This is a genomic window from Haliea sp. E1-2-M8, assembly GCF_030649675.1.
Classification (GTDB): Bacteria; Pseudomonadota; Gammaproteobacteria; order Pseudomonadales; family Halieaceae; genus Haliea.
This window is the reverse complement of record NZ_JAUTDR010000009.1, coordinates 72,683-95,343: the sequence shown is the minus strand read 5'-3', so window position 1 is coordinate 95,343 and position 22,661 is coordinate 72,683. Positions and strand designations below refer to the sequence as shown.

At 63.7% G+C, this 22,661-nt stretch carries 19 protein-coding genes; 14 read left to right on the top strand and 5 right to left on the bottom strand.

Annotation, left to right across the window (positions count from 1 at the left end):
* Positions 1-3: 3 nt before the first annotated feature.
* On the bottom strand, positions 4-756 hold the full coding sequence (locus tag Q6D67_RS09450) for an SDR family NAD(P)-dependent oxidoreductase (protein WP_304705357.1): 753 nt from the start codon (positions 754-756) through the stop codon (positions 4-6).
* Positions 753-3,080 carry a bifunctional salicylyl-CoA 5-hydroxylase/oxidoreductase gene (locus tag Q6D67_RS09445; RefSeq protein ID WP_304705356.1) on the bottom strand — a complete coding sequence of 776 codons (2,328 nt, stop codon included), beginning with the start codon at positions 3,078-3,080 and terminating at the stop codon, positions 753-755. Before Q6D67_RS09445 ends, Q6D67_RS09450 begins: the two co-directional genes overlap by 4 nt.
* Before the next feature lie 125 nt (positions 3,081-3,205).
* On the opposite strand from Q6D67_RS09445, the gene Q6D67_RS09440 reads away from it, so the two are divergent.
* Together Q6D67_RS09440 and Q6D67_RS09435 are read left to right on the top strand one after the other, a co-directional pair.
* Positions 3,206-3,691: a MarR family winged helix-turn-helix transcriptional regulator gene (locus Q6D67_RS09440; protein WP_304705355.1), complete on the top strand. Its 486-nt coding sequence runs from the start codon at positions 3,206-3,208 to the stop codon at positions 3,689-3,691.
* 75 nt (positions 3,692-3,766) lie between these two features.
* Positions 3,767-5,224: an NADH:flavin oxidoreductase gene (locus Q6D67_RS09435; protein WP_304705354.1), complete on the top strand. Its 1,458-nt coding sequence runs from the start codon at positions 3,767-3,769 to the stop codon at positions 5,222-5,224.
* A gap of 204 nt (positions 5,225-5,428) precedes the next feature.
* Here the strand turns inward: Q6D67_RS09435 and paaX are convergent, their stop codons facing one another.
* Entirely contained in the window at positions 5,429-6,358 is a 930-nt protein-coding gene (paaX, locus tag Q6D67_RS09430) for a phenylacetic acid degradation operon negative regulatory protein PaaX (RefSeq protein WP_304705353.1), read from the bottom strand.
* A 196-nt stretch (positions 6,359-6,554) separates the two neighbouring features.
* On the opposite strand from paaX, the gene paaK reads away from it, so the two are divergent.
* On the top strand, positions 6,555-7,853 hold the full coding sequence (paaK, locus tag Q6D67_RS09425; RefSeq protein ID WP_304705352.1) for a phenylacetate--CoA ligase PaaK: 1,299 nt from the start codon (positions 6,555-6,557) through the stop codon (positions 7,851-7,853).
* A 15-nt stretch (positions 7,854-7,868) separates the two neighbouring features.
* Here paaK and Q6D67_RS09420 read toward each other — a convergent pair whose 3' ends face one another.
* Complete coding sequence (locus tag Q6D67_RS09420) at positions 7,869-9,968, bottom strand: 3-hydroxyacyl-CoA dehydrogenase NAD-binding domain-containing protein (protein ID WP_304705351.1); 2,100 nt, start codon at positions 9,966-9,968, stop codon at positions 7,869-7,871.
* 160 nt (positions 9,969-10,128) lie between these two features.
* Here Q6D67_RS09420 and paaZ point away from each other — a divergent pair, with 160 nt between their 5' ends.
* The 9 genes from paaZ to paaE are packed head-to-tail and all read left to right on the top strand — an operon-like array spanning position 10,129 to position 18,334.
* Positions 10,129-12,171 (top strand): phenylacetic acid degradation bifunctional protein PaaZ, encoded by a 2,043-nt coding sequence (gene paaZ, locus Q6D67_RS09415; protein ID WP_304705350.1) that lies wholly within the window; start codon positions 10,129-10,131, stop codon positions 12,169-12,171.
* A gap of 15 nt (positions 12,172-12,186) precedes the next feature.
* On the top strand, positions 12,187-12,978 hold the full coding sequence (gene paaG / locus Q6D67_RS09410; protein WP_304705349.1) for a 2-(1,2-epoxy-1,2-dihydrophenyl)acetyl-CoA isomerase PaaG: 792 nt from the start codon (positions 12,187-12,189) through the stop codon (positions 12,976-12,978).
* Positions 12,978-13,424, top strand: coding sequence for a hydroxyphenylacetyl-CoA thioesterase PaaI (gene paaI, locus Q6D67_RS09405; protein WP_304705348.1), 447 nt, complete (start codon positions 12,978-12,980; stop codon positions 13,422-13,424). Before paaG ends, paaI begins: the two co-directional genes overlap by 1 nt.
* Complete coding sequence (gene pcaF / locus Q6D67_RS09400; protein WP_304705347.1) at positions 13,424-14,626, top strand: 3-oxoadipyl-CoA thiolase; 1,203 nt, start codon at positions 13,424-13,426, stop codon at positions 14,624-14,626. The genes paaI and pcaF overlap by 1 nt, the downstream gene beginning before the upstream one ends.
* Positions 14,627-14,650: 24 nt before the next feature.
* Positions 14,651-15,619: a 1,2-phenylacetyl-CoA epoxidase subunit PaaA gene (gene paaA, locus Q6D67_RS09395; protein ID WP_304705346.1), complete on the top strand. Its 969-nt coding sequence runs from the start codon at positions 14,651-14,653 to the stop codon at positions 15,617-15,619.
* Positions 15,620-15,630: 11 nt separating this feature from the next.
* On the top strand, positions 15,631-15,915 hold the full coding sequence (gene paaB / locus Q6D67_RS09390; RefSeq protein WP_304705345.1) for a 1,2-phenylacetyl-CoA epoxidase subunit PaaB: 285 nt from the start codon (positions 15,631-15,633) through the stop codon (positions 15,913-15,915).
* A gap of 9 nt (positions 15,916-15,924) precedes the next feature.
* The gene (gene paaC, locus Q6D67_RS09385) at positions 15,925-16,692 is read left to right on the top strand and encodes a 1,2-phenylacetyl-CoA epoxidase subunit PaaC (RefSeq protein ID WP_304705344.1); all 768 of its coding nucleotides are present in this window, start codon (positions 15,925-15,927) and stop codon (positions 16,690-16,692) included.
* A gap of 4 nt (positions 16,693-16,696) precedes the next feature.
* Positions 16,697-17,233, top strand: a complete 537-nt coding sequence (gene paaD, locus Q6D67_RS09380; protein ID WP_304705343.1) for a 1,2-phenylacetyl-CoA epoxidase subunit PaaD — start codon at positions 16,697-16,699, stop codon at positions 17,231-17,233.
* A 9-nt stretch (positions 17,234-17,242) separates the two neighbouring features.
* Positions 17,243-18,334 carry a 1,2-phenylacetyl-CoA epoxidase subunit PaaE gene (paaE, locus tag Q6D67_RS09375; protein ID WP_304705342.1) on the top strand — a complete coding sequence of 364 codons (1,092 nt, stop codon included), beginning with the start codon at positions 17,243-17,245 and terminating at the stop codon, positions 18,332-18,334.
* Positions 18,335-18,341: 7 nt separating this feature from the next.
* Here the strand turns inward: paaE and Q6D67_RS09370 are convergent, their stop codons facing one another.
* A complete protein-coding gene (locus Q6D67_RS09370) occupies positions 18,342-20,300 on the bottom strand; it encodes a pyrroloquinoline quinone-dependent dehydrogenase (RefSeq protein ID WP_304705341.1) in 1,959 nt (652 codons plus the stop codon).
* Positions 20,301-20,458: 158 nt separating this feature from the next.
* On the opposite strand from Q6D67_RS09370, the gene Q6D67_RS09365 reads away from it, so the two are divergent.
* Entirely contained in the window at positions 20,459-22,234 is a 1,776-nt protein-coding gene (locus Q6D67_RS09365; protein ID WP_304705340.1) for an amidohydrolase family protein, read from the top strand.
* On the top strand, positions 22,234-22,653 hold the full coding sequence (locus tag Q6D67_RS09360) for an SRPBCC family protein (RefSeq protein WP_304705339.1): 420 nt from the start codon (positions 22,234-22,236) through the stop codon (positions 22,651-22,653). The genes Q6D67_RS09365 and Q6D67_RS09360 overlap by 1 nt, the downstream gene beginning before the upstream one ends.
* The last annotated feature ends 8 nt before the right edge of the window (positions 22,654-22,661 follow it).

Sequence of the window (22,661 nt, the reverse complement as noted above, 5' to 3'; positions counted from 1 at the left end):
GCCTCAGCCGGTTTCGCCGCCGCTGATCGACAGCGCCTGGCCGGTGATCGAGCGCGCCGAGTCGGTGCACAGCCAGAGTACCGTATCAGCGATCTCCTGTGGCTCGATCAGGCGACCCTGGGGATTGGTGTCGGTAAAGGTCCGCAGCGCTTCGGCCTCCGTGCGTCCGGTCTTGTCGGCAATTCCGGCAACGGCAGTGCGTATGATGTCTGTATTCGTATAGCCGGGGCAAACGGCATTGACCGTCACGCCCTTCTGCGCCAGCTCCAGCGCCAGGGCACGGGTCAGCCCCAGCACGCCGTGCTTGGCCGCACAGTAGGCGCTGACGTAGGCGTAGCCTTTCAGCGAGGCGGTGCTGGCGATATTGATGATACGCCCCCAGCCCCGCTCACGCATGTCGCCAACCACCTGGGCGCAACAGTGGTAAACCCCGTTCAGGTTGACGTCGATGACCTGCTGCCACTGCGCGGCGGGCATTTTGTGGAAGGGGCTGGTGGGTGCCGCCCCGGCGCAGTTGACCAAAATGTCGATGGCCCCGAGCGCGTCGGTCGCGGCATTGAATGCGGCGCTGACCTGCGCCGGGTCGGTAACATCGCAGGCAGCGCAGTGGTGCCCATCCGCGTAGTCCGCTACCGTTTCCTCGAGGGCCTCCAGGCGGCGGCCCAGCAGGCTGACGCGATACCCCTGATCCAGCAGGCTGCGGGCAGTCGCGGCACCGATGCCGCTGCCTGCCCCGGTTACCAGGGCGTGCTTCACAGCGGGGGCGCCGCTTCCCGGGCCCGCTGCAGATTGGTGTGCAGCTGGCGGAAGCCGAGGAAGTACTGGTGGGGTTCAACCACCCCGGTGCCCCGGTAGCCCATGTCTGCCGCGGCGCGCAGGGTCCAGTTCGGGTCCGCCAGGTGCGGGCGTGCCAGGCACACCAGGTCCGCGCGTCCCGCGGCAATGATGCTGTTGACGTGGTCCAGTTCGTAGATGTTGCCCACCGCCATGGTGGCCATCCCGCCTTCGTTGCGGATGCGGTCGGAAAGGGGGGTCTGGAACATGCGTCCGGGCAGGGGCTGCGCCGCGTGGGAGACCTGGCCGCTGGACACATCAATGATGTCCGCCCCGGCGTCGCGGAAGGCGCTGGCAATAGCGACCGCGTCGTCGTCGGTGTTGCCGTCTTCACCCATCCAGTCATGGGCAGAAATACGCACTGACAGGGGTTTGTCGGCGGGCCACGCCTCGCGCATGGCGCGGAACACTTCCAGCGGGTAGCGCAGGCGATTCTCCAGGCTCCCACCGTACTCATCGTCGCGCTTGTTCAGAATCGGCGTGATGAACGCGGAAATCAGGTAGCCGTGGGCAGCGTGCAGTTCCAGCATGTCAAAGCCCGCGCGGGCGGCGCGCCGGGTGGCGTCGACAAACTGTTCCCTGACCATGTCCATCTGTTGCCGGTTGATGGCCGCGGGAACCGGGCTGTAGCTGTCATAGGGCAGGGCGCTGGCGGACAGCAGCGGCCACTGCTGTTCTTTGGGCAGGGGTTCGTCAAGAATGGCCGGATCCCAATTCCAGGGTTCCTTGGTGGCGCCCTTGGGGCCGGCGTGGCCCAGCTGCATCGCGAACCGGGCCTGGGTGTGCTCGTGCACAAAGTTCACGATCCGGGTCCAGGCTGCCTCCTGCTCATCATTCCAGATACCGGCGCAGCCGGGGGTGATGCGACCTTCGGCGGACACATCAGTCATCTCGGTGTAGATGAGTCCGGCACCGCCCCTGGCAAGACTGCCATAGTGCACCAGGTGCCAATCATCGGGCAGGCCGTCGACAGCGCTGTACATGGACATCGGCGAGACCACGACCCGGTTGATCAGCTTCATGTCCCGCAATTCCCAGGGCAGGAACATCGGCGGGATAGCTTCGTCGCATTGCTCGCCCAGGACCTGGCGGGCGAGGTGTTTCTCCATGTCCTCAAGCCACGCCTTGTCGCGCAGGCGCAGGTTTTCGTGGCTGACGCGCTGGCTGCGGGTGAGCATGGAGTAGAAAAACTGTTTCGGCTCCAGCGCCCGGGCGTAGCGCGGTACGTTTTCAAACCAGACCATGGCGTTGCGGGCGCTGTTCTGCAGCCGCAGGGCATCCACTTCCCGCTCCTCTTGATAGGAGCGCAACGCTTCCGGCACCGGGGCTCCCGAATTCAGATGCTGCGCCAGCGCGATGGCATCTTCCAGCCCCAGCTTGGTACCGGAACCGATCGAAAAGTGCGCCGTGTGGGCAGCGTCCCCGATCAGTACGATGCGATCATCCTTGACCCAGTTGCGGCAGAGAACCGCAGGGAAGTTGATCCAGGCCGAGCCGCGGATGTGGGCGGAGTTGGTGAGCAGCTTGTGACCATCGAGATAGTTGGCAAAGATGCGGCGGCAGGTTTCCGCGCTTTCCTCGTGACTCATGTGCTCGAAACCAATGGCGTCGTAGACATCCGGGTTACATTCGACGATAAAGGTCGAGGTTTCCTGGTCAAACTGATAGGCGTGAGCCCAGATCCAGCCATGTTCAGTTTCTTCGAAAATAAAGGTAAACGCGTCGCGGAACGTCTGTTTGGTGCCGAGCCACACGAACTTGTTGCTGCGCACATCAATATTGCATTCGAAAGTCTCGAGATCGCTGTTGCGGATTTTTGAGTTGAGACCATCGGAGGCCACGATCACATCCGCATCGGCGAATCGGGTGTTGACGTCCTCGGGGGAAAACTCGGTTTCGAAGTGCAGGTCCACGCCCAGTTCGTGGCAGCGTTCATGCAGCATTTGCAACATGCGCTTGCGCCCCAGGCCGATAAAACCGTGGCCGTCAGAGCGCTGGACCTGACCTTTGAAGTGGCAGTCGATCATGTCCCAGCGGATAAACTCTTCGACAATGCGCTGGCCGCTGACCGGGTCGGTCTGCAGCAGGTTGTCGACAGTCTGGTCGGAGAACACAACGCCCCAGCCAAAGGTATCATCGGGGCGATTGCGCTCGTACACCGCGACCTCATGCGAGGGATCCTGCAGCTTCATGCAGATTGCCAGATACAGGCCAGAGGGGCCGCCGCCCAGACAGACTATTTTCATAATACTCTCCAACTCGTTCGTGAGAACGGGGCGATTGCTCGCCAGGTTGATGACAATAGTTTAAGCTTAAAGCGAATCCCCGGTATAGCGCAAACATTTTATGCTTAAAATATATGGACAGTACCGTGATCAATGAGTCTGGCAGCGCCCCGCGGCTGAATCATGAAACCCGCCTGCACGAAGATGATCACCATTCGATCAAGCTCTGGCTGCGTTTGCTGACCTGTTCCAGCTTCATTGAAACACGCCTGCGCGGTGCTTTGCGCGAGGAATTCGATACCACCTTGCCACGGTTCGATTTCCTGGCGCAGCTGGAGCGGGTGCCGGAGGGCCTCACCATGGGGGAGCTGTCCCGCCGCCTGATGGTTTCCGGCGGTAATGTCTCCGGAATAGCGGCGCAGCTGGTAAGTGAGGGGCTGGTGGATCGCAGCCCGCTGCCGGACAACCGGCGTACTTTCATGGTGAAGCTGACCCCGAAAGGGCGCAAGGCCTTCGCCCGCATGGCACTGCGCCACGAGCAATGGATCATCGGCCTGTTGGGGCATCTCGAGTCACGCGAGGTGGACCAGCTCATGGCCCTGCTGGACCGGGTGAAGCAGGGTCCGCAGTAAGCCCGAACCGGGGATCTTGCACCGAAAACATTTTAGACCTAAAATGTTTTCCAGTTGCAAACTGGAGCCTGCCGCATGTGGAAGCCGCCCGAGAGAATCAAGTACACCGCCGTTGAAGATGATTGGCCGGACCGCAGCGAGGCTGCAGCCAGCCTGTTGTTCTCTCCGCTGCGGGTGGGTCCGCTCAGCCTGGTGCAGCGTACCTGGGTGCCGGCGATGGTGCCCTGGCGCTCGAACGAGGCGGGGGAAGTTACCGAGGATGTCCTGCAGTGGTATGAACGTTTTGCCCGGGGCAGGCCCGGCGTTATCGTGGTGGAGGCCACCGGCATCCGGGATGTCCCCAGCGGTCCGCTATTGCGTATAGGCGACGATCGCTATATCCCCGGACTGGCCAAACTGGCCGAAACCGTGCACAGGGCCAGCGGCGGCAAGACCCGGCTGCTGATCCAGCTCATCGACTTCCTGACCATCCGCCGGCGCCCGCAACCGGAGAAATTTCTCGACCGCTTTCTGCAGATTACCCCGGCACATCGCCGGGCCCTCGAGCTTGAGGATGCGCCGGAGGACAGCGTGCGCGAACATCTGCGCAGCCTCGACCCCGAGGCCCTGCAGTCGGTGCTCAGCGTCAAGGAGTGGGAAGACATGCAGTACGGCTACCGGGAGCGGGTGACCGACACCCAGGTGCCGGCAATCGCGGAATTGCCGGCCACACTGCCCGGCCTGTTTGCCCGGGCCGCGTCCAGAGCACAGCAGGCGGGGTTCGATGGCGTTGAACTGCACTACGCTCACGCCTACACCATGGCGTCATTCCTCTCCGCCACGAATACTCGCGATGATGGTTATGGTGGCAGCCGGGAGCAGCGTGTCAGGGTGCCGCTGGAGGTCTATCAGGCCGTGCGTGAGGCAACTGGCCCCGAGTTTGCGGTCGGGTGCCGCTTTCTCAGTGACGAGATTATTGAGGGCGGCAGCGGTCTCGCGGATGCGCGCTATTTCGCCCATCGGTTCGCGGACGCGGGCATGGATTTCCTGTCCCTGTCACGGGGCGGCAAGTTCGATGACGCCAAGCAACCGAAAGTGGGGTGGGCCGCTTACCCCTACACCGGCAAGAGCGGCTACGAGTGCATGCCGGGTTACATTTCGGATGAGCAGGGACCCTTCGGGCGCAATATAGGCCCGGTCGAGAGCATTCGCCAGCACCTGCGGGCATCCGGCCTGACGACGCCGTTGGTAGTGGCGGGGGGCATTTTCGGCTTCAAGGCCGCAGAGGACATATTGCAGAGCGGCCAGGCCGATATTATTGGTCTCGCACGCCAGGCCCTGGCGGATCCGGACTGGTTCGAGAAGGTCAGGACCGGCCACGGTGCCGAGGTCATCGTCTGTCGCTACAGCAATTACTGCGAGGGGCTGGACCAGAAACACAAGCAGGTCACCTGTGAGCTGTGGGACCGCAAGGATCTTGACGAACCCGGTATTGCCCTGAGTCAGGATGGCAAGCGCCGGCTGCTGGCACCCCTGTGGGAGCGCACTCCGTGAGCGATTCGTGTGCCTTTCGCCCGCGGAGCGTGCTCCTATCTGTGGGAGCTCACTCTGTGAGCGATTCGTGTGCCTTTCGCCCGCGGACAAGGTGAATGGCCGCGTAGCGGACAGAGAAGGTGGCCTGGGCCAGCGGGCTCCTACCTGTAGGAGCTCACTCTGTGAGCGATCGCCCGCGGAGCGGGCTCCTACAAGTGGGGCAGTTCAGCTGCGCCTGATGTTGGGGAAGCGGGCGGCGAAGCTGGCACCAGCCGCAGGCAAGCCGCCGTTACCGCCCTCCAGGTTGTCTGTTATGTACTCGGTGGAAGCCGCGGCCAGGGCCCGGTACAGGCTACCGGTAAGGACGAGGGCTTCCGCGCCCGGCCAGCCCGGCGGCAGCAGCTCTTCCGGGAGCGGGGTGTCGTGCAGCAGGGCCCGGCGGAAATCGTGAATCAGCAGGATGCGCACGATAAAGGCGGCTTCCGGGTCCAGCTGCCGCTGCCGTGACGCCCAGCGTTGCAGGGGCCGGAAGTTCTCCAGGAAAGCGCGGTAGGCCGCTGCGGTGGCATCGAGTTGCCAACTCTCGTGCACCAGTCTGCGCAGACGTTTGGCCGAGCCCAGCGTGGAGCTGGTGGCGTCGAACAGCATGACCTTGTCGCTGGCATCGAATTCCTCCAGGGTTTCCCGCAGGGCTTGCCCCGGGCTGCCGGGCTTGGCAAAGGTGCCGGGCGCAATCGTGCGGAAGCCCTGCCAATTGAGACTGCGACGAAAGTCGTCGCGGTCGCGTTCGGTAATCGCAAGGGGGATCAGGATCTGCCAGTGTCCCTCCCAGGTGGTATCCTCGGTGGCGTAGATACGGCGGGCGGCACGTTCGTACTCGGCATTGCCATGGGCGGTGAAGCGATAGTAGCTGCGGCGCCCGACCCTGTCGGCCTCCAGCCAACCCTCCTTGACCAGACGGAATACGGAGGTCCGGACCAGCCGTTCATTTACTCCGAGGGGGGCCAGCGCATGCACCAGGCTTCCCAGCCAGAGGGTGTGCCCGTGCTGGGACACAGTATCGCCAAACAGGGTGATGATCAGCGACGTGCTGCGCATCGGTTTGCGGGCCCTGAAGGTGTCCAGCAGGCGCTTGACGGCCGGCGGCTGTGCCACGGGTCTACCTCTCTAGTTCATTGACGGTCAGGGTCGACTCTATGCCGCAGCCCGGAGTCGCATGATACAGCGCCTGCAGTGGATAACCCAGCTGTGACGCACCGTCAAAAATGATACATAAATATTGCTGAATCAACTAAAAACGTATTATATTGCGAGCACAATAATCCGCGTGATCCGCCACTACGGAGCCTCCATGAGCCACAACCCCTGTCTTGAGCCACTGCATCCCATAGAAACCGCAAGTGTCGATGAACTGCGCAATCTGCAGCTGCAGCGTCTGCGCCAGTCCCTTCACCACGCCTATGACAACTCGCCGGTGTATCGGGCGAAGTTCGACCAGCACGGGGTGCATCCCGACGATCTGCAGACCCTTGAAGACCTGGCCAAATTTCCCTTCACCAGCAAGACCGACCTGCGCGACAACTACCCGTTCGGCATGTTTGCCGTGCCCATGGACAAGGTGGTGCGAGTTCACGCTTCCAGCGGTACCACCGGCAAGCCGACAGTGGTGGGTTATACCCAGGGTGATATCGACGTATGGGCGGATGTGGTGGCCCGTTCCATACGCGCCGCCGGCGGCCGCGCCGCCGACAAAGTCCATGTCTCCTACGGCTACGGCCTGTTTACCGGGGGGCTGGGTGCCCACTATGGCGCCGAGCGGCTCGGTTGTACGGTGATACCGATGTCCGGTGGCCAGACCGAAAAACAGGTCCAGCTGATTGTTGATTTCGACCCGGACATCATCATGGTGACGCCCAGCTACATGATGAACATCGCGGATGAGATGGATCGGCAGAATGTCGACACCCGCAAACTGTCACTGCGCGTGGGCATCTTCGGCGCCGAGCCCTGGACCGATGCCATGCGTCGGGAGATGGAGCAGCGGCTCGACCTCGACGCCGTCGACATCTATGGCCTGTCCGAGGTGATGGGCCCCGGTGTCGCCCAGGAGTGCCTGGAGAGCAAGGACGGGCCGACCATCTGGGAAGACCATTTCTTCCCCGAGATCGTCAATCCCGACACCGGGGAAGTCCTGCCGGATGGGGAGGAGGGGGAACTGGTGTTTACCAGCCTGACCAAGGAGGCCATGCCGGTTATCCGCTATCGCACCCGGGATCTCACCCGCCTGCTGCCCGGTACCTCACGCACCATGCGGCGTATGGCCAAGATCACCGGCCGCAGCGATGACATGCTGATTATCCGTGGGGTCAATGTGTTCCCGTCCCAGATTGAAGAGCAGCTGCTCGCGGTGGAGGGGCTGGCGCCGCACTACTTTATCGAAGTGACCAAGGAGGGGCACCTGGATGCGATGGAGGTGCACGTGGAGATGGCCAGTGAAGTCAACGCCGGCGACATGCAGCGCGCGGCCCAGGCCCTGCAGCACCGCATCAAGTCCATGATCGGGATATCCACGGCGGTGAAGCCGCACGCGCCTGGCGTCATCCCCCGCTCCGAGGGCAAGGCCAAGCGCGTGTTCGACAAGCGCCGCTGATCCGCGGCGCCGGGCTCAGACCCGGCCGTTGAGCGACGCGAGGCTGTTGCCTGCAGCTGCCAGTTCCAGCAGCAGCGGTGCCGGCTCCCAGCCGTCATCGCCGGTGAGCTCGCGCAATTCCCGCAGCCGGGCGACCACGGTGTCGAGCCCCAGGCTGTCGGCGTAGAACATCGGCCCGCCGCGCCAGCTGGGAAACCCATAGCCATTGATATAGACGATGTCCACATCACTGGGCCGGGCCGCGATACCTTCCTGCAGAATCGCGGCACCCTCATTGACCAGGGCGAGAATCAGCCGATCAACAATTTCCTCGTCGCCGATCTCCCGCTGGGGTACCTGCCACTCGTCTGCGATATCGCGCAGCAACTTGTCCACTTCAGGGTCGGCCTGGCGTGCCCGGGTTTCGGGGTCGTAGCGGTAGTAGCCCGCACCGGACTTTTGCCCCAGCCGGTCCATGTCCACCAGGGTGTCCGCCAGCGCGGACTCCAGCACCGAGCGGGGCTCGATGCCCTGATCGCGGCGCGAGCGGTAGCCGATGTCGAGCCCGGCCAGGTCGCCGACCGCCAGCGGCCCCATGGCCATGCCCCAGTTTTCCATCGCCTTATCAACCTGTGAGGGCGTGGCACCTTCGAGCAGCAGCAACTGCGCCTGGCGCGCATAGGCGCGCAGCATGCGATTGCCGACAAAGCCATGGCAGACCCCCACCGCGACCGGGATCTTGCCGATGGTGCGAGCCAGCTTCATGAAGGTCTGCACTACGTCGGCAGCGGTTTTTTCCGCGCGTACCACCTCCAGCAGCTTCATCACGTTGGCGGGGCTGAAAAAGTGCGCGCCGATAACGTCCGCTGGCCGCCTGGTGGCGGCGGCAATGGCGTTGACGTCGAGGTAGGAGGTGTTGGTTGCGAGGATGCAGCCAGGTTTGCAGGCGGCATCAAGTTTGCCAAATACCTCTTTCTTTACCGCCATGTTCTCGAACACCGCCTCGATGACCAGGTCGACTTCCGCGAGATCGGCGTAGTCCAGGGTGCCACTGATGTTGTCCAGCCAGCCGGCAACGGCCTCGGCACTGAACCGGCCGCGCTTGACCGAATTGGCGTAGTTCTGGCGGATTTTGTCCAGCCCGTTGTCCAGGTAGTCCTGGGCCGTTTCCACCAGAATTACCGGAATACCCGCGCTGGCGAAGCACATGGCGATGCCGCCGCCCATGGTGCCGGCGCCGATGACGGCGACGCGCTTAATCGGGCGCAAGGGGGTATCTGCCGGGATGTCGGGCAGCTTGCCGGTGGCCCGCTCGGCGAAGAAGACGTGACGCAGGGCCGCGGACTGGGGGGAATTTTTGCAGGCCAGGAAACACTCGCGCTCGCGCTTCAGGCCTTCTTCCAGGCTGGCGTTCTGTGCCAGTTCCACCAGTTCGGCAATATAGCCCGGTGCCAACTGGCCGCGGTGCTTGCGCGCGTTTTGCTTTAAGTGGCGTGCCAGAAAATCGGTATCGGCAGGGGCAGCTACCGGGCGCTCGCCCGTGGGGCGCACCGGCGCCGAGTCTGCCAGCAAGGTTAGGGCCCAGCGGATTGCCGCCGGCTCCAGTTCACCTTCAAGAATCTGGTCAATCAGGCCCGCTTCCAGGGCTTTGTTGGCAGTTATCGGCGCGCCGCTGCTGATCATCTCCAGGGCCAGTTCGGGGCCGACCAGCCGTGGCAGGCGCTGGGTGCCGCCGGCGCCGGGCAGCAGGCCCAGCTTGACCTCGGGGAGCCCCAGCCGGGTATCGGGCAGTGCTGCCCGGTAGTGGCAGGCCATCGCCAGCTCCAGGCCGCCACCCAGCGCGGTGCCGTGCAGGGCCGCAACAACCGGTTTGGGAAAGCCTTCCAGCGCGGCGATGACATCGGGGAGGCTGGGCGGTTGCGGCGTTTTGCCGAACTCCGTGATATCCGCGCCGGCAATGAAGGTCCTGCCGGCACAGAGCACCAGCAGCATCTGGCTGCTGTCACTCCGCGCCTGTTCCAGCGCTTCAATGATACCCGCCCGGACTGCCTGGGACAGGGCGTTGACCGGCGGATTGTCGATACGAATGATACCCAGGGTATTATTCAGTTCGTAGTGAACAGAGACGTCCTGCATGTGTTCTCCTTGCTGTAGTGGCGGCCTGAAGGCTGTTGGTCACAGCCTCAAAGTATTACATAAAGCTTTACAGCATGTAATCATTGTGTATCATAAATGGCGGCCCGGAGCGGTAGCCGGGCCACGGCACCCAACACGCATAATACAGGAGAAGCGCTTCATGAAGTTGCAGAGCTATGTCAGCGGCCAGTGGCAGGAAGGGACGGGCAGCGGTGTCACAGTGAATGACGCGGTCACCGGTAAACCTGTTTGCGAGGTCGGCAGCGAGGGCGTGGACTTTGCGGCGATGGTGCGCCACGGGCGCGACGTCGGTGGTCCTGCCCTGCGCGCCATGACCTTCCACGAGCGCGCCGCAGCCCTCAAGGCCATGGCCAAGCACTTGATGGAGCGCAAGGAAGACTTCTACACCCTGTCGGCACGCACCGGAGCCACCCGCGCAGACGGCTGGGTCGACATCGAGGGCGGCATCGGCACGGTGTTTACGTACGCCAGCCTGGTCAGCCGGGAAATGCCCAACGATGTCATCATGGTGGAAGGTGATGTGGAGCGGCTGTCCAAGGGCGGCAGCTTTCTCGGCCGGCATGTGCTCACCTCCAAGCCCGGCGTGTCGGTACACATCAACGCCTTCAACTTTCCCTGCTGGGGCATGCTGGAGAAGATCGCCCCCAGCCTCGCCGCCGGGGTTCCGGTGATCGTGAAGCCGGCTACGCCGACCGCCTTTCTCACCGAGGCCATGGTGCGGGAAATGATCGCCGGCGGTTTCTTTCCGGAGGGCGCGATCCAGCTCATCTGCGGTTCGACCGGCGACCTGCTGGAGCACCTCCTCGAGCAGGATGTGGTCACCTTTACCGGTTCGGCGACAACCGGACGCAAACTGCGTACCCATCCCAACCTGGTGACCAACTCGGTGCCGTTCACCATGGAGGCCGACTCGCTGAACTGCGCCATACTCGGCGCAAGTGTCGCCGCGGACGACCCGGAATTCGAACTGTTTATCAAGGAAGTCGCGCGGGAGATGACGGCCAAGGCGGGGCAGAAGTGCACCGCCATCCGTCGTGTTATCGTGCCCGCCGCGCTTCTGGAGGCGGTGGCCAATGCGCTGCAGGCGCGCCTGGAAAAAACCACCGTCGGCGACCCGGGCGCGGAGGGTGTGCGCATGGGGCCGCTGGTGGGCCGCGACCAGGCGCTGGATGTCCGCGCCAGCGTCGAGCGTCTGGCGAGCGAATGCGAAGTGATTTACGGGGGGCAGGAAACCTTTCCGCTCACCGGCGCCGACAACAGCAGCGGCGCCTTCTTCCCGCCCACCCTGTTGCGCTGTGATGACCCCCACGGCAAGACTCTTGCGCATGAGGTGGAAGCCTTCGGCCCGGTAAGCACCTTGATGCCCTATCGGGATATCGACGATGCGATTGCCATTGCCCGCCTCGGCAAGGGCAGCCTGGTCGGTTCCCTGTTCACCTACGACGACACCGAGGCGAGAAACATTATCCTGGGCACGGCCCCTTGGCACGGTCGCATGTTGATCATCAACCGCGATTGTGCGGCGGAGTCAACCGGCCACGGCTCGCCGCTGGCACCGCTGGTACACGGCGGCCCGGGTCGCGCCGGTGGCGGCGAAGAGCTCGGTGGCCTGCGTGCGGTCAAGCACTACATGCAGCGCACCGCTCTGCAGGGGTCACCGACCACGCTGATGGCGATCACCTCCGAGTATCACGCCGGTGCCCGGACTTACTCCGACGAGATGCACCCCTTTAAAAAGTACTTCGAGGACCTGCAGGTGGGCGAGTCCCTGCTGACGCACCGGCGCACGGTGACGGAAGCCGATATCGTCAATTTCGGCTGTCTCAGCGGTGACCATTTCTACGCCCACTTTGATGAAATCGCCGCCAAGGACTCATTCTTTGGCAAGCGCGTCGCGCACGGCTATTTTGTAATTTCGGCAGCGGCGGGGATGTTTGTCCACCCAGCCCCCGGCCCGGTGATTGCGAACTACGGCCTGGAGAACCTGCGCTTCATCGAGCCGGTGGCACCGGGAGATACTATCCGCGCCCGGCTCACGGTGAAGAAGAAAATCAAGAAAGCCCGGCGCGGCGAGGAGAAAGCCAATGGCGTTGTGGTGTGGGCCATCGAGGTGACCAATCAGGCCGACGAGCCGGTGGCTATCTACGATATTCTGACTCTGGTGGAACGCCGGGAAGACTGAGGAGGGTAGTTGCTCATGGCCTGGGAAAATATCGAGTTCACCATCGACAAGGGTGTGGCGAGGCTGGTGCTGAACCGCCCCGACTCGCTCAACAGCTTTACCGCAGCGATGCATGCGGAGGTGCGGGAAGTGCTGACCCGCGCCGCCGGCGATCCGCAGGTGCGGGCGGTGCTGCTCACCGGTGCCGGACGCGGGTTCTGTGCCGGCCAGGATCTAAACGATCGCTCGGTATCCGCCGGGGATGCACCCCCGGACCTGGGCGACTCGGTGGAAAAGTACTATAACCCACTGATACGGCTGCTGACCGGCATGGAAAAACCGGTGATCTGCGCGGTGAATGGCGTTGCCGCCGGTGCGGGCGCCAACATCGCGCTGGCCTGCGACATTGTGATTGCGGCGCGCTCCGCCAGTTTTATCGAGTCCTTCGCCAAGCTGGGTTTGATTCCGGATTCCGGCGGTACCTGGACCTTGCCGCGTCTGGTCGGTATGGCCCGGGCCAAAGGCCTGGCCATGCTGGGGCCAAAAGTGCCCGCGGAGCAGGCCCTGGCCTGGGGCATGATCTGGCAGGTGGTCGAGGACGATGAGCTGCAGGCAACTGCGCAGACTCTGGCTGAAACCATGGCCACCCAGCCCACCCGGGGTTTCGCCTTTACCAAACAGGCGTTTGCTGCCTCGGCGGCGAACACGCTTGAGCAACAGCTCGAGCTGGAAAAGGAATTGATGCGGGCCGCGGGCAAGACCGCGGACTACCGTGAAGGCGTCGCGGCGTTTCTGGAAAAGCGCCCACCGCAGTATAAGGGCGAATAGTGAGCACGCCGGAACAGCTGGCCCGTGACTGTGGTGAGGCCCTGTGGGTTGGCGACCAGGCCTGCAGGGCGCTGGGGGTAACTCTGGTGTCGATTGCGCCGGGCACAGCCACCATGACCATGCGGGTAGAGCCCGACATGGTCAATGGTCACGATCTCTGCCACGGCGGTCTTATCTTTACTCTGGCGGACAGCTGCTTTGCCTACGCCTGCAACAGCGAGAATTTCAACACCGTGGCCGCGGGTGCCCGCATTGAATTTTTGGCCCCGGCCCGTTTGGGCGATCAACTGACTGCATCGGCGCACCAGGTTCAGCAGGGTCGGCGCAGTGGCATCTACGATGTTACCGTGGTCAACCAGACACATCAGCCCATTGCCCTGTTCCGAGGCAATTCCCACCGCATTGGTGGCCACCTCGTCGAAGCTTCAGCCGGAGAGATTGAATAATGCAAGATGCTTTTATCTGTGATGCCCTGCGCACCCCCATTGGCCGTTATGGCGGTGCCCTGGCGGCAGTGCGCCCCGACGACCTCGGTGCGATTCCCCTGCGCGCTTTGCTGGCGCGCAATCCGGGCGTGGACTGGGCGCAGGTTGACGATGTCTGGTTCGGCTGCGCCAACCAGGCCGGTGAAGACAACCGCAACGTGGCGCGGATGAGCAGCCTGCTGGCCGGTTTGCCGGCGACGGTGCCCGGGGTGACCGTGAACCGGCTCTGCGGTTCCGGCATGGATGCCATCGGCAGTGCCGCCCGGGCGATCAAGTGCGGTGAAGCCCAGTTGGCCATTGCCGGGGGCGTCGAATCCATGTCCCGGGCGCCGTTTGTCATGGGCAAGGCAAATGCAGCCTACAGCCGCGACGCGCAGATCTACGACACGACCATTGGCTGGCGCTTCGTCAATCACCTGATGCAGAAGCAATACGGTATCGACTCCATGCCCGAGACCGCCGAAAACGTCGCCGAGCAGTTCGGCATTGAGCGGGCTGCCCAGGATGCCTTTGCCCTGCGCAGCCAGCAACGCACGGCGGCGGCGCAGGCGGCGGGTTACTTTGACGAGGAAATTACTCCGGTCACTATTCCCCAACGCAAGGGCGATCCGGTGCAGGTCAGTCAGGACGAGCACCCCCGCGATACCACGCTGGAGGCGCTGGCGAAGCTCGCTACGCCGTTCCGCGACAACGGCACGGTGACGGCCGGCAACGCCTCGGGGGTGAACGATGGCGCCTGTGCGCTGATCCTTGCCTCGGCGGAGGCCGCGCGCAGTCAGGGCCTGACGCCGCGTGCCCGGGTGCTGGCCATGGCCAGCAGCGGTCTGGAGCCCCGTATCATGGGCTACGGCCCGGTGGAGGCGACACACAAGGTGCTGCGGCTGGCGGGTCTGGAACTCGCGGCGATGGATGTCATCGAATTGAATGAGGCCTTTGCAGCCCAGGGGCTCGCCGTGCTGCGAGGACTGGGGCTGGCGGACGACGCTCCCCAGGTCAATCCGAACGGCGGCGCCATCGCCCTGGGTCACCCCCTGGGTATGAGTGGCGCGCGTCTGGTAACCACCGCGATGTACGAGTTGCAGCGTCGCGGGGGGCGCTATGCGCTGTGCACCATGTGCATCGGCGTCGGACAGGGTATCGCGATAGTCATTGAACGGGTGTGACGGCAAGTTGAGAGGAGATCGGTTATGACGAAAGAGCATACAGAGCAGAGTCCGGCGGAAGTGGAACAGCGCTTCCAGACGCGCATTGACGCCGAGGAAAAGATCGAGCCCAAGGACTGGATGCCGGAGAAATATCGGCAGAACCTGATTCGCCAGATTTCCCAGCATGCGCACTCCGAGGTGATCGGCATGCAGCCAGAGGGCAACTGGATCACGCGGGCGCCGAGCCTGCATCGCAAGTGCATCCTGCTGGCCAAGGTCCAGGACGAGGGCGGCCATGGCCTCTACCTGTACAGCGCCGCGGAAACCCTGGGTGCCAGTCGCGAGGAAATGGTAGAGGCCCTGCACGCCGGGCGCGCCAAGTATGCCTCCATCTTCAACTATCCCGCCCTGACCTGGGCCGACATCGGCGCCATCGGCTGGCTGGTGGATGGCGCGGCAATCGTCAACCAGGTCTCCTTGCAGCGCACTTCCTACGGGCCCTACGCCCGCGGCATGGTGCGGATCTGCAAGGAAGAGAGTTTCCACCAGCGCCAGGGCTATCACATCATGATGACCCTCGCCGGCGGTACGGAAGAACAGAAGGCCATGGCCCAGGATTCACTGAACCGGTTCTGGTGGCCTTCGTTGATGATGTTCGGCCCCCACGATGCCGAGTCTGCGCACTCCGCGCAGTCGATGAAATGGAAAATCAAGCGCCAGAGCAACGACGAGCTGCGGCAGAAATTTGTCGACCAGACGGTGAAGCAGGCCGAGGTCATCGGCCTGACCGTGCCCGACCCGGACCTGAAATGGAACGAGGAGCGGGGTCACTACGACTTCGGCGAAATCGACTGGGAGGAGTTCAATCGGGTGATCGCGGGCGATGGTCTCTGCAACCGGCAGCGTCTCGCGCACCATGTCACGGCCCACGAAGAGGGGCAGTGGGTCCGCGACGCGATCACGGCCTACGAGGACAAAAAACGTCAACGCGCCGATCGTCGGGCGGCATAGGGAGCACGACAATGTCAGAACACATGAAACTGTATGAAGTTTTTATCCGTTCCCGTCGCGGCCTGGACCACAAGCACGTCGGCAGCCTGCATGCGGAAGATCCCGCCCAGGCACTGGAATATGCGCGCGACGTCTATACCCGGCGCAGCGAAGGCGTCAGCATCTGGGTGGTCAACTCCTCGGACATCGTCGCCTCCCAGGAAGGCGATTGCGAAAGCTTTTACGACCCCCTGGACGACAAACCCTATCGTCATGCAACGCATTACCAGTTGCCTGACGAAGTCAACAACATGTGAGGTGCTGACATGACCGCTACCGATTCGAATGAAGCCGTCCTGCAGTACGCTGTTCGCCTCGGCGACGATGCCCTGGTGCTGGGCCACCGTCTTTCAGAGTGGTGCAGCAATGGCCCGTTTCTGGAAGAAGATCTGGCGCTGACCAATGTCGCGTTGGACTATATTGGCCGCGCCCGGATGTTCTACAGTTACGCCGCGGAACTGAGCGGTGACGGCCGCAGCGAGGACAGTTTTGCCTACCTGCGCGACTGCCGGGAGTTCACTAACCTGCTGCTGCACGAACTGCCCCGGGGCGACTTCGCCTTCACCATGGCGCGCCAGTACCTGGTGGACGAGTACGCCCTGGCGTTCATGCAGGCGCTGCTCGAGTCCGAAGATGAGCGGCTGGCAGGTATCGCTGCCAAGGCCGTGAAAGAGTCGAAATACCATTTGCGCCGCAGCCGCGACTGGATGCTGCGCCTCGGCGATGGCACGGCGGAAAGCCACTGTCGCCTGCAAACCGCGGTGGATGATCTGTGGGGCTATACCCCGGAGCTGTTCGAGCTGGACGCGCTGGAAACCTCTCTGGTCGCAGCGGGTGTTGCCGTCGACAGCGCGGCACTGAGACCGGACTGGGAAGCCGCGGTGCGAGCCACCCTGGAAGAAGCCACCATTGAGCTGCCGCAGGCGGACTGGTCGGTACGTGGCGGGCGGCAGGGGATTCACACGGAATCCCTGGGCCATATGCTAAGCGACCTGCAGTTCATGCAGCGCGCCTATCCCGGCCTGGAATGGTGAGCGCGTGGTGACGGTGGATAACCGCATACCGGCGTTGCCCGCCGAGGAGTATGCACGGCGGCAGCGCCGGGTAGAGTCGGCTGTGCCGGAGCTCTGGGACCTGCTGGACGAGGTCAAGGACCCGGAAATCCCGGTAATCAGCCTGTGGGAACTCGGCGTGCTGCAGGAAATTGAGCAGCGCGACGAGACGGTGGTGGTGACCATTACACCGACCTATTCCGGCTGCCCCGCAATGAGCGTGATGGAAGAGGACGTGGTCGCCGCGTTGCACGCCGCCGGCCACGATCAGGTGCGGGTGGAGACCCGGCTGTCCCCGGCCTGGTCCACCACCTGGATGACTGACGCCGCGCAGGAGAAGTTGCGAGCGTGGGGCATAGCACCGCCGGGCTGCGGCAGCGCCGATGTGGCGGCGGTGATCCGCTGCCCGCGCTGCGGCTCGGAAGACCTGCGCAAGCTCAGTGAATTCGGTTCCACGGCCTGCAAGGCGCTGTATCAGTGCAACAGCTGTGCCGAGCCCTTTGACTACTTCAAGCCCATTTAGGAACAGCCCATGGCAGACATGCAATTCTTTCCCCTGAAGGTTACCAGTGTCGAACCCGAGACCGATCTCGCCATCAAGGTGAGCTTTGCGGTTCCGGCAGAACTGCGCGAGCGCTTTGAGTTCCAGCCCGGCCAGTACCTGACCCTGCAGCAAAACCTGGACGGTGTCCCCGTGCGGCGCTCCTACTCGATCTGCGCCGGCGTCCACGATCCTGCCCCCCAGGTGGCGATCAAGCGCGTCGAAGGCGGCCTGTTCTCCAACTATGCCAACGATACCCTGCAGCCCGGAGACACGCTGGAAGTGATGCCGCCCCAGGGCAGCTTTTTTGTGCCGCTGGACGCCGGGCGGGCGCGCAACTATTTGTTCATTGCCTCTGGCAGTGGCATTACGCCGGTGATTTCCAATATCCGCTCCATCCTGGCGGAGGAACCGGAAAGCAGGGTAACGCTGCTCTACGGCAACCAGCGCGCCAACAGCATCATGTTCCGCGAGACGCTGAGCTTTCTCAAGAATCGCTACCTGACCCGCTTGCACTGGGTGAACATCCTCAGCCGGGAAGACCAGGGCGCGGATATCCTCAACGGCCGCCTGAACAATCGCAAGGGCGGGGAGCTGAACCGCCGCCTGATCAACCTGAAAAGTTACGATGAGTACTTTATCTGTGGCCCGGAGTCGATGATTTCAGAGGTTTCCCGCGGCTTGCGCAGCGTCGGGGTCAGCGAGGAAAACATCCACTACGAACTGTTTGCCTCCTCGGCGGAGGATGCCGAGGCGGTCATCGCCAAGCACCATGCCCGGGCGCGTGACTACGCCGGCAAGGCCAGCGAAGTGACCATCGTCATGGACGGCCGCGGCAGCCAGTTCAGCCTGGCCGCCGATGGCGAGAACGTCCTCGACGCCGGTCTCAACCACGGTCTGGATCTGCCGTTCTCCTGCAAGGGCGGCGTCTGCTCGACCTGCAAGGCAAAGCTGGTGGAAGGCGAGGTGGACATGGACATCACCCATGGCCTGGAGCCCGGCGAGATCGAGCAGGGCTTCATCCTTACCTGCCAGGCGCACCCCATCACTGAGCGCATCGTGGTGGACTTCGACCAGAAATAGCCGCCCGCTACGGCAGGCGAAACGCCACCAGCGCGTCACCCATCTTCGAGCCCAGCATGCGGTTGCCGCCGGCGGCGATTACCACATACTGGCTGCCATCGGCGAGAGTGTAGGTCATCGGTGTGGCGTGGCCGCCGGCCGGCAGCCGGGCTTTCCACAGTTCTGCGCCAGTCTCGGTCGCAAAGGCCCGCAGGTAACTGTCGGTAGCTGCGCCGATAAAGGTCAGGCCACTGGCGGTGACCAGGGAGCCGCCGCTGTTCGGCACTCCCAGGTCCAGCCAGAGGGGGAAGGGTGCCAGGTCGCGGGTGCTACCCAAAGGAACCTCCCAGGCTTTCTTGCCACTGGTCATGTCGATGGCCGTCAGTACGCCCCAGGGTGGCCGGTTGCAGGGAGCGCCCAGCGGCGACAGGAAGGGGCGGCGCTTTACGGCATAGGGTGTGTCCAGCTGCGGTTCCACACGTTCGGCAAACTCCGGCGACTCGGCAACCTCCCGCGGTATCAGTTCAATGATCGCGGGCACCCGGGACGTGTTGGCCAGCAGCAGCTTGCGCACCGGGTCCCAGCTCACGCTGCCCCAGTTGCTGCCGCCCATGAAGCCCGGGTACACCAGGGTCGGCCGGGTGCTGATCGGGGTGTAAAGGCCCTCGTAATTCAATTCGCGGAACTGTTTGATGCAGGCCCGCTTGTCAAACCAGGCAAAGCCGAACATGTCCTCCTCGGTGAGCTCCGTCGGGTGCAGGGGCTCTGGCAGCAGCGGCCAGGGCTGGGTCGGGGACAGGGCCTCAGGCGCCGGCCCGCCCTGGGGTACCGCGCGCTCCTCGATTGGAAACAGGGGCTCGCCAGTTTCCCGATTCAGCACGAACAGCAACCCCATTTTAGTGGCCTGCACCAGTGCGGGGATGGGCCCATCCGGCCCCGGGAAATCGAACAGCACCGGCTGTGAGGGCATGTCGTAGTCCCAGACGTCATTGTGCACAGCCTGGAAGTGCCAGACCCGCTCCCCGGTATTGCTGTCCAGCGCCACCACCGAACTGCCGAAGGCGTCGATACCGTCCCGCTCGCCGCCGTAATAGTCTCCTGCTGGATTGCCCGTGGGGATAAACACCAGGCCTCTTTCTGCGTCGGCAGAGAGCGGCGCCCAGGCGTTGGGGCTGCCGGGGGTATAGCTATCCGCCAGCTGCTGCTCCGGCAATACCGCCTCCCAGTCCCAGAGCAGGGCGCCGCTGCGCGCGTCGAATGCGCGGATGACACCGCTGGGGACCCCGCCGCGGCGCAGGTCAGCCACGTGGGCGCCGGTCACAATGCTGCCATTGACCACCAGCGGCGGGGAGGTCAATGCGTATTCCGCGGGGCCTACATCGCCCAGCGCCGCCTTCAGGTCGACCTCCCCGTCAATTCCGAATTCGTCACAGGGCTTGCCGCTGCTGGCATCCAGGGCCAGCAGGCGCCCGTCCAGGGTGCCGGCGACGATGCGGGCAGCGCAGGCCTGCCCGGGCGCTGCCTCCTGATCGGCATGGTAGGCCACGCCGCGACAGGTCACGCTGTACAGGCCGCTTAACTCGGGGTCGGCAGCGTAGTGCCAGCGCTCCCTGCCGGTGGCCGGGTCCAGGGCGATGATCCGGTTGCGCGGGGAGCACAGGTACAGTGTGTCCTGGGCGAGGATGGGTGTTACCTGCATCGCCGGGCTGTTGAAGCTGTCGGGGAAGGACTCGGGCGCCAGGTCGCCGCTGTTATAGGTCCAGGCAAGCTGCAACTGGTCTACATTGGCTGGCGTAATCTGTTCCCGCGCCGAGAAGCGGGTGCCTCCCAGATCGCCGCCATAGTGCGGCCAGCCGCCGTGAGTTTCCAGCAGGGCTGCGGGTAGCGCCACCGTCGCCGTGGCGGGCGTGTCTCTGCCACAGGCGGGGAGCAGGGTGGCGCAGGCCAGCACCGCGAGAAGGGCGCTGTAAGATGGCAGCAGATGCATGGTCGGATTGTGCTCCTTGGCAAGGCTAACTGGCTGGACCAATGGCTGATTCCGCAGCCGCTGGCGACGCTTCCCGGGCCGGGAAACTTTCCAGCGGGCAATGATTGCACTAGTCTGGTGAGCACAAAAAGGATAAGCAAATACTGGAGGATGGCCCTTTGTACGATCTGCTGATTTGTAACGGGAAAATTGTTGACGGCACTGGCCGGCCCGCCTATACGGGCAATGTGGCCATTGTCGACGGGTGCATCGCCGCCGTGGGCGAAGTATCCGGCGAGGCCCACCGGGTGCTCGATGCCGCCGGCCTGCTGCTGGCGCCCGGCTGGGTGGACACGCATTCCCACATGGACGGCCAGGCCACATGGGACCCGTACTGCAGCCCGGCCTCCAACCACGGCATCACTACCCTGGTGATGGGCAACTGCGGCGTCGGCTTCGCGCCCTGCAAGCCGGATGCTGCCGAACGCCAGCGCATGATCGAGGTGATGGAGGATGTGGAAGATATCCCCGGCGCCGCCCTGGCGGAAGGGATCACCTGGGAGTGGGAGAGTTTCCCCGAGTACCTGGATGCCCTGGACCGTATGCCCCGGGCCATCGATATCGGTGCCCAGGTGCCGCACTGTGCGGTGCGAACCTATGTCATGGGCGAGCGGGGGGTGAACAATGAGCCCGCCACCGGGGATGACATCCGGCAGATGGCGGCTATTGTCCGCGACGGCCTGGCCGCGGGCGCGGTAGGCTTCACCACGTCGCGCACCCAGCTGCACACCACCCGCAACGGTGAAGTCATGCCCGGCACCTACGCCGACGCCAGCGAACTGCTGGGCATCGGCAAGGTGATCGGCGAGACCGGCCAGGGCATCTACGGCCTGGTGTCGGATTTCAGCAACTGGGAAGAGGAGATGGCGTGGATGAAGCGCCTCTCCATCGACAACAACTGTCAGGTGAACTTCGTCCTGTTCTACCGCACCGAGGACGACTGGCCGCGGGTGCTCAAGCAGTTGCAGTACGTGCAGGACGCCCGTGCCGAGGGCGCGCGTCTGATCCCCCATGTCGGTGCGCGCCCGGTCAATATTCTCATGGGCTGGGAGGGCACGGTCAATCCGTTCATGTTCCACCAGGCCTACGCGCCGCTGGCAGGGCTGGACCCGGAAGCGCGCCTGCAGCAGCTGCGCGAGCCGGCGGTGCGCCAGGCCATCGTCAGCGAAACGCCGCCGCACCTGGGCCACGACATCATGGACAAGATCGCCACCGGTTTTGACAACTTGTACGTGCTGGATGACCAGCCCGATTATGAGCCCGCCCGTGAGGACAGCATTGAATACCGGGCGCAACAGGCCGGGGTAACCCCCGCCGAGTTCGCCTACGACGCGCTGCTGGAGAACAACGGCAAGCGCATGCTGTACTGCCCGCTGTTTGGTTATGACAACCGCAACCTGGACCGGCAGATGCAGATGCTGGCGGACCAGAACGCGGTGATCAGCCTGGCGGATACCGGGGCCCATTGCGGCGTGTTGGCGGATGCCAGTATCCCCACCTGGCTGCTCAGTTACCTGGTGCGCGACCGCACGCGCGGCGCCCGCATCGGTCTCGAACAGGCGGTGCGGATGCACACGCACGACACCGCGCGCTGCATGGGCCTGGCCGATCGCGGCACGCTGGAGCCGGGAATGAAGGCGGATATCAACGTCATCGACCTGGAGCACCTGGCGATTGACACGCCTGCGGTGATCTACGATTTGCCGGCCGGTGGCCGCCGCGTATTCCAGGGTGCCAGCGGTTACCGCTACACCATCGTTTCCGGGGAAGTCATCATGGCAGATGGCGTCCCCACCGGCGCCCTGCCGGGGCGGCTGATCCGCGCCGGGCAACAAACGGCCTCCGCCAAACCAACCAGCCGTAAAACCAACTATCCAAGTGAGGAAGCAGTCTGATGATCAAGGTCAACATAGAAAAGGAGCTGGATGCCCCCGTGAGCAAGGTCTGGGAGCTGCTGGAGAATTTCGGCAATCTGGACTGGTACCCTGGCTGGGACAGGATCGAGGTTATCGGCAGCGGCATCGGCATGACCCGCCGCATTCACATGACCGGCATGGATCCGATCGACGAGGTTCTGCAATCCATGGACGCCGCGAGCCGCTCATTCAGCTACACCATTCCGAAGATGCCGATGCCGGTCAGCGAATACCGCGCCTCGGTTGCGCTCGAGTCGCTGGACAACGGCGAACGGACCCTGGCTCACTGGCGCTGTGAGGCAAAGCCGGAGGGGATAGAAGAGGCCGATGGGCAGGCCATGCTGGAGGGCATCTACGCCGATATGCTGGCCAAGTTGGAGACCGCTGCCAGGAGTTAGGCCCTGGG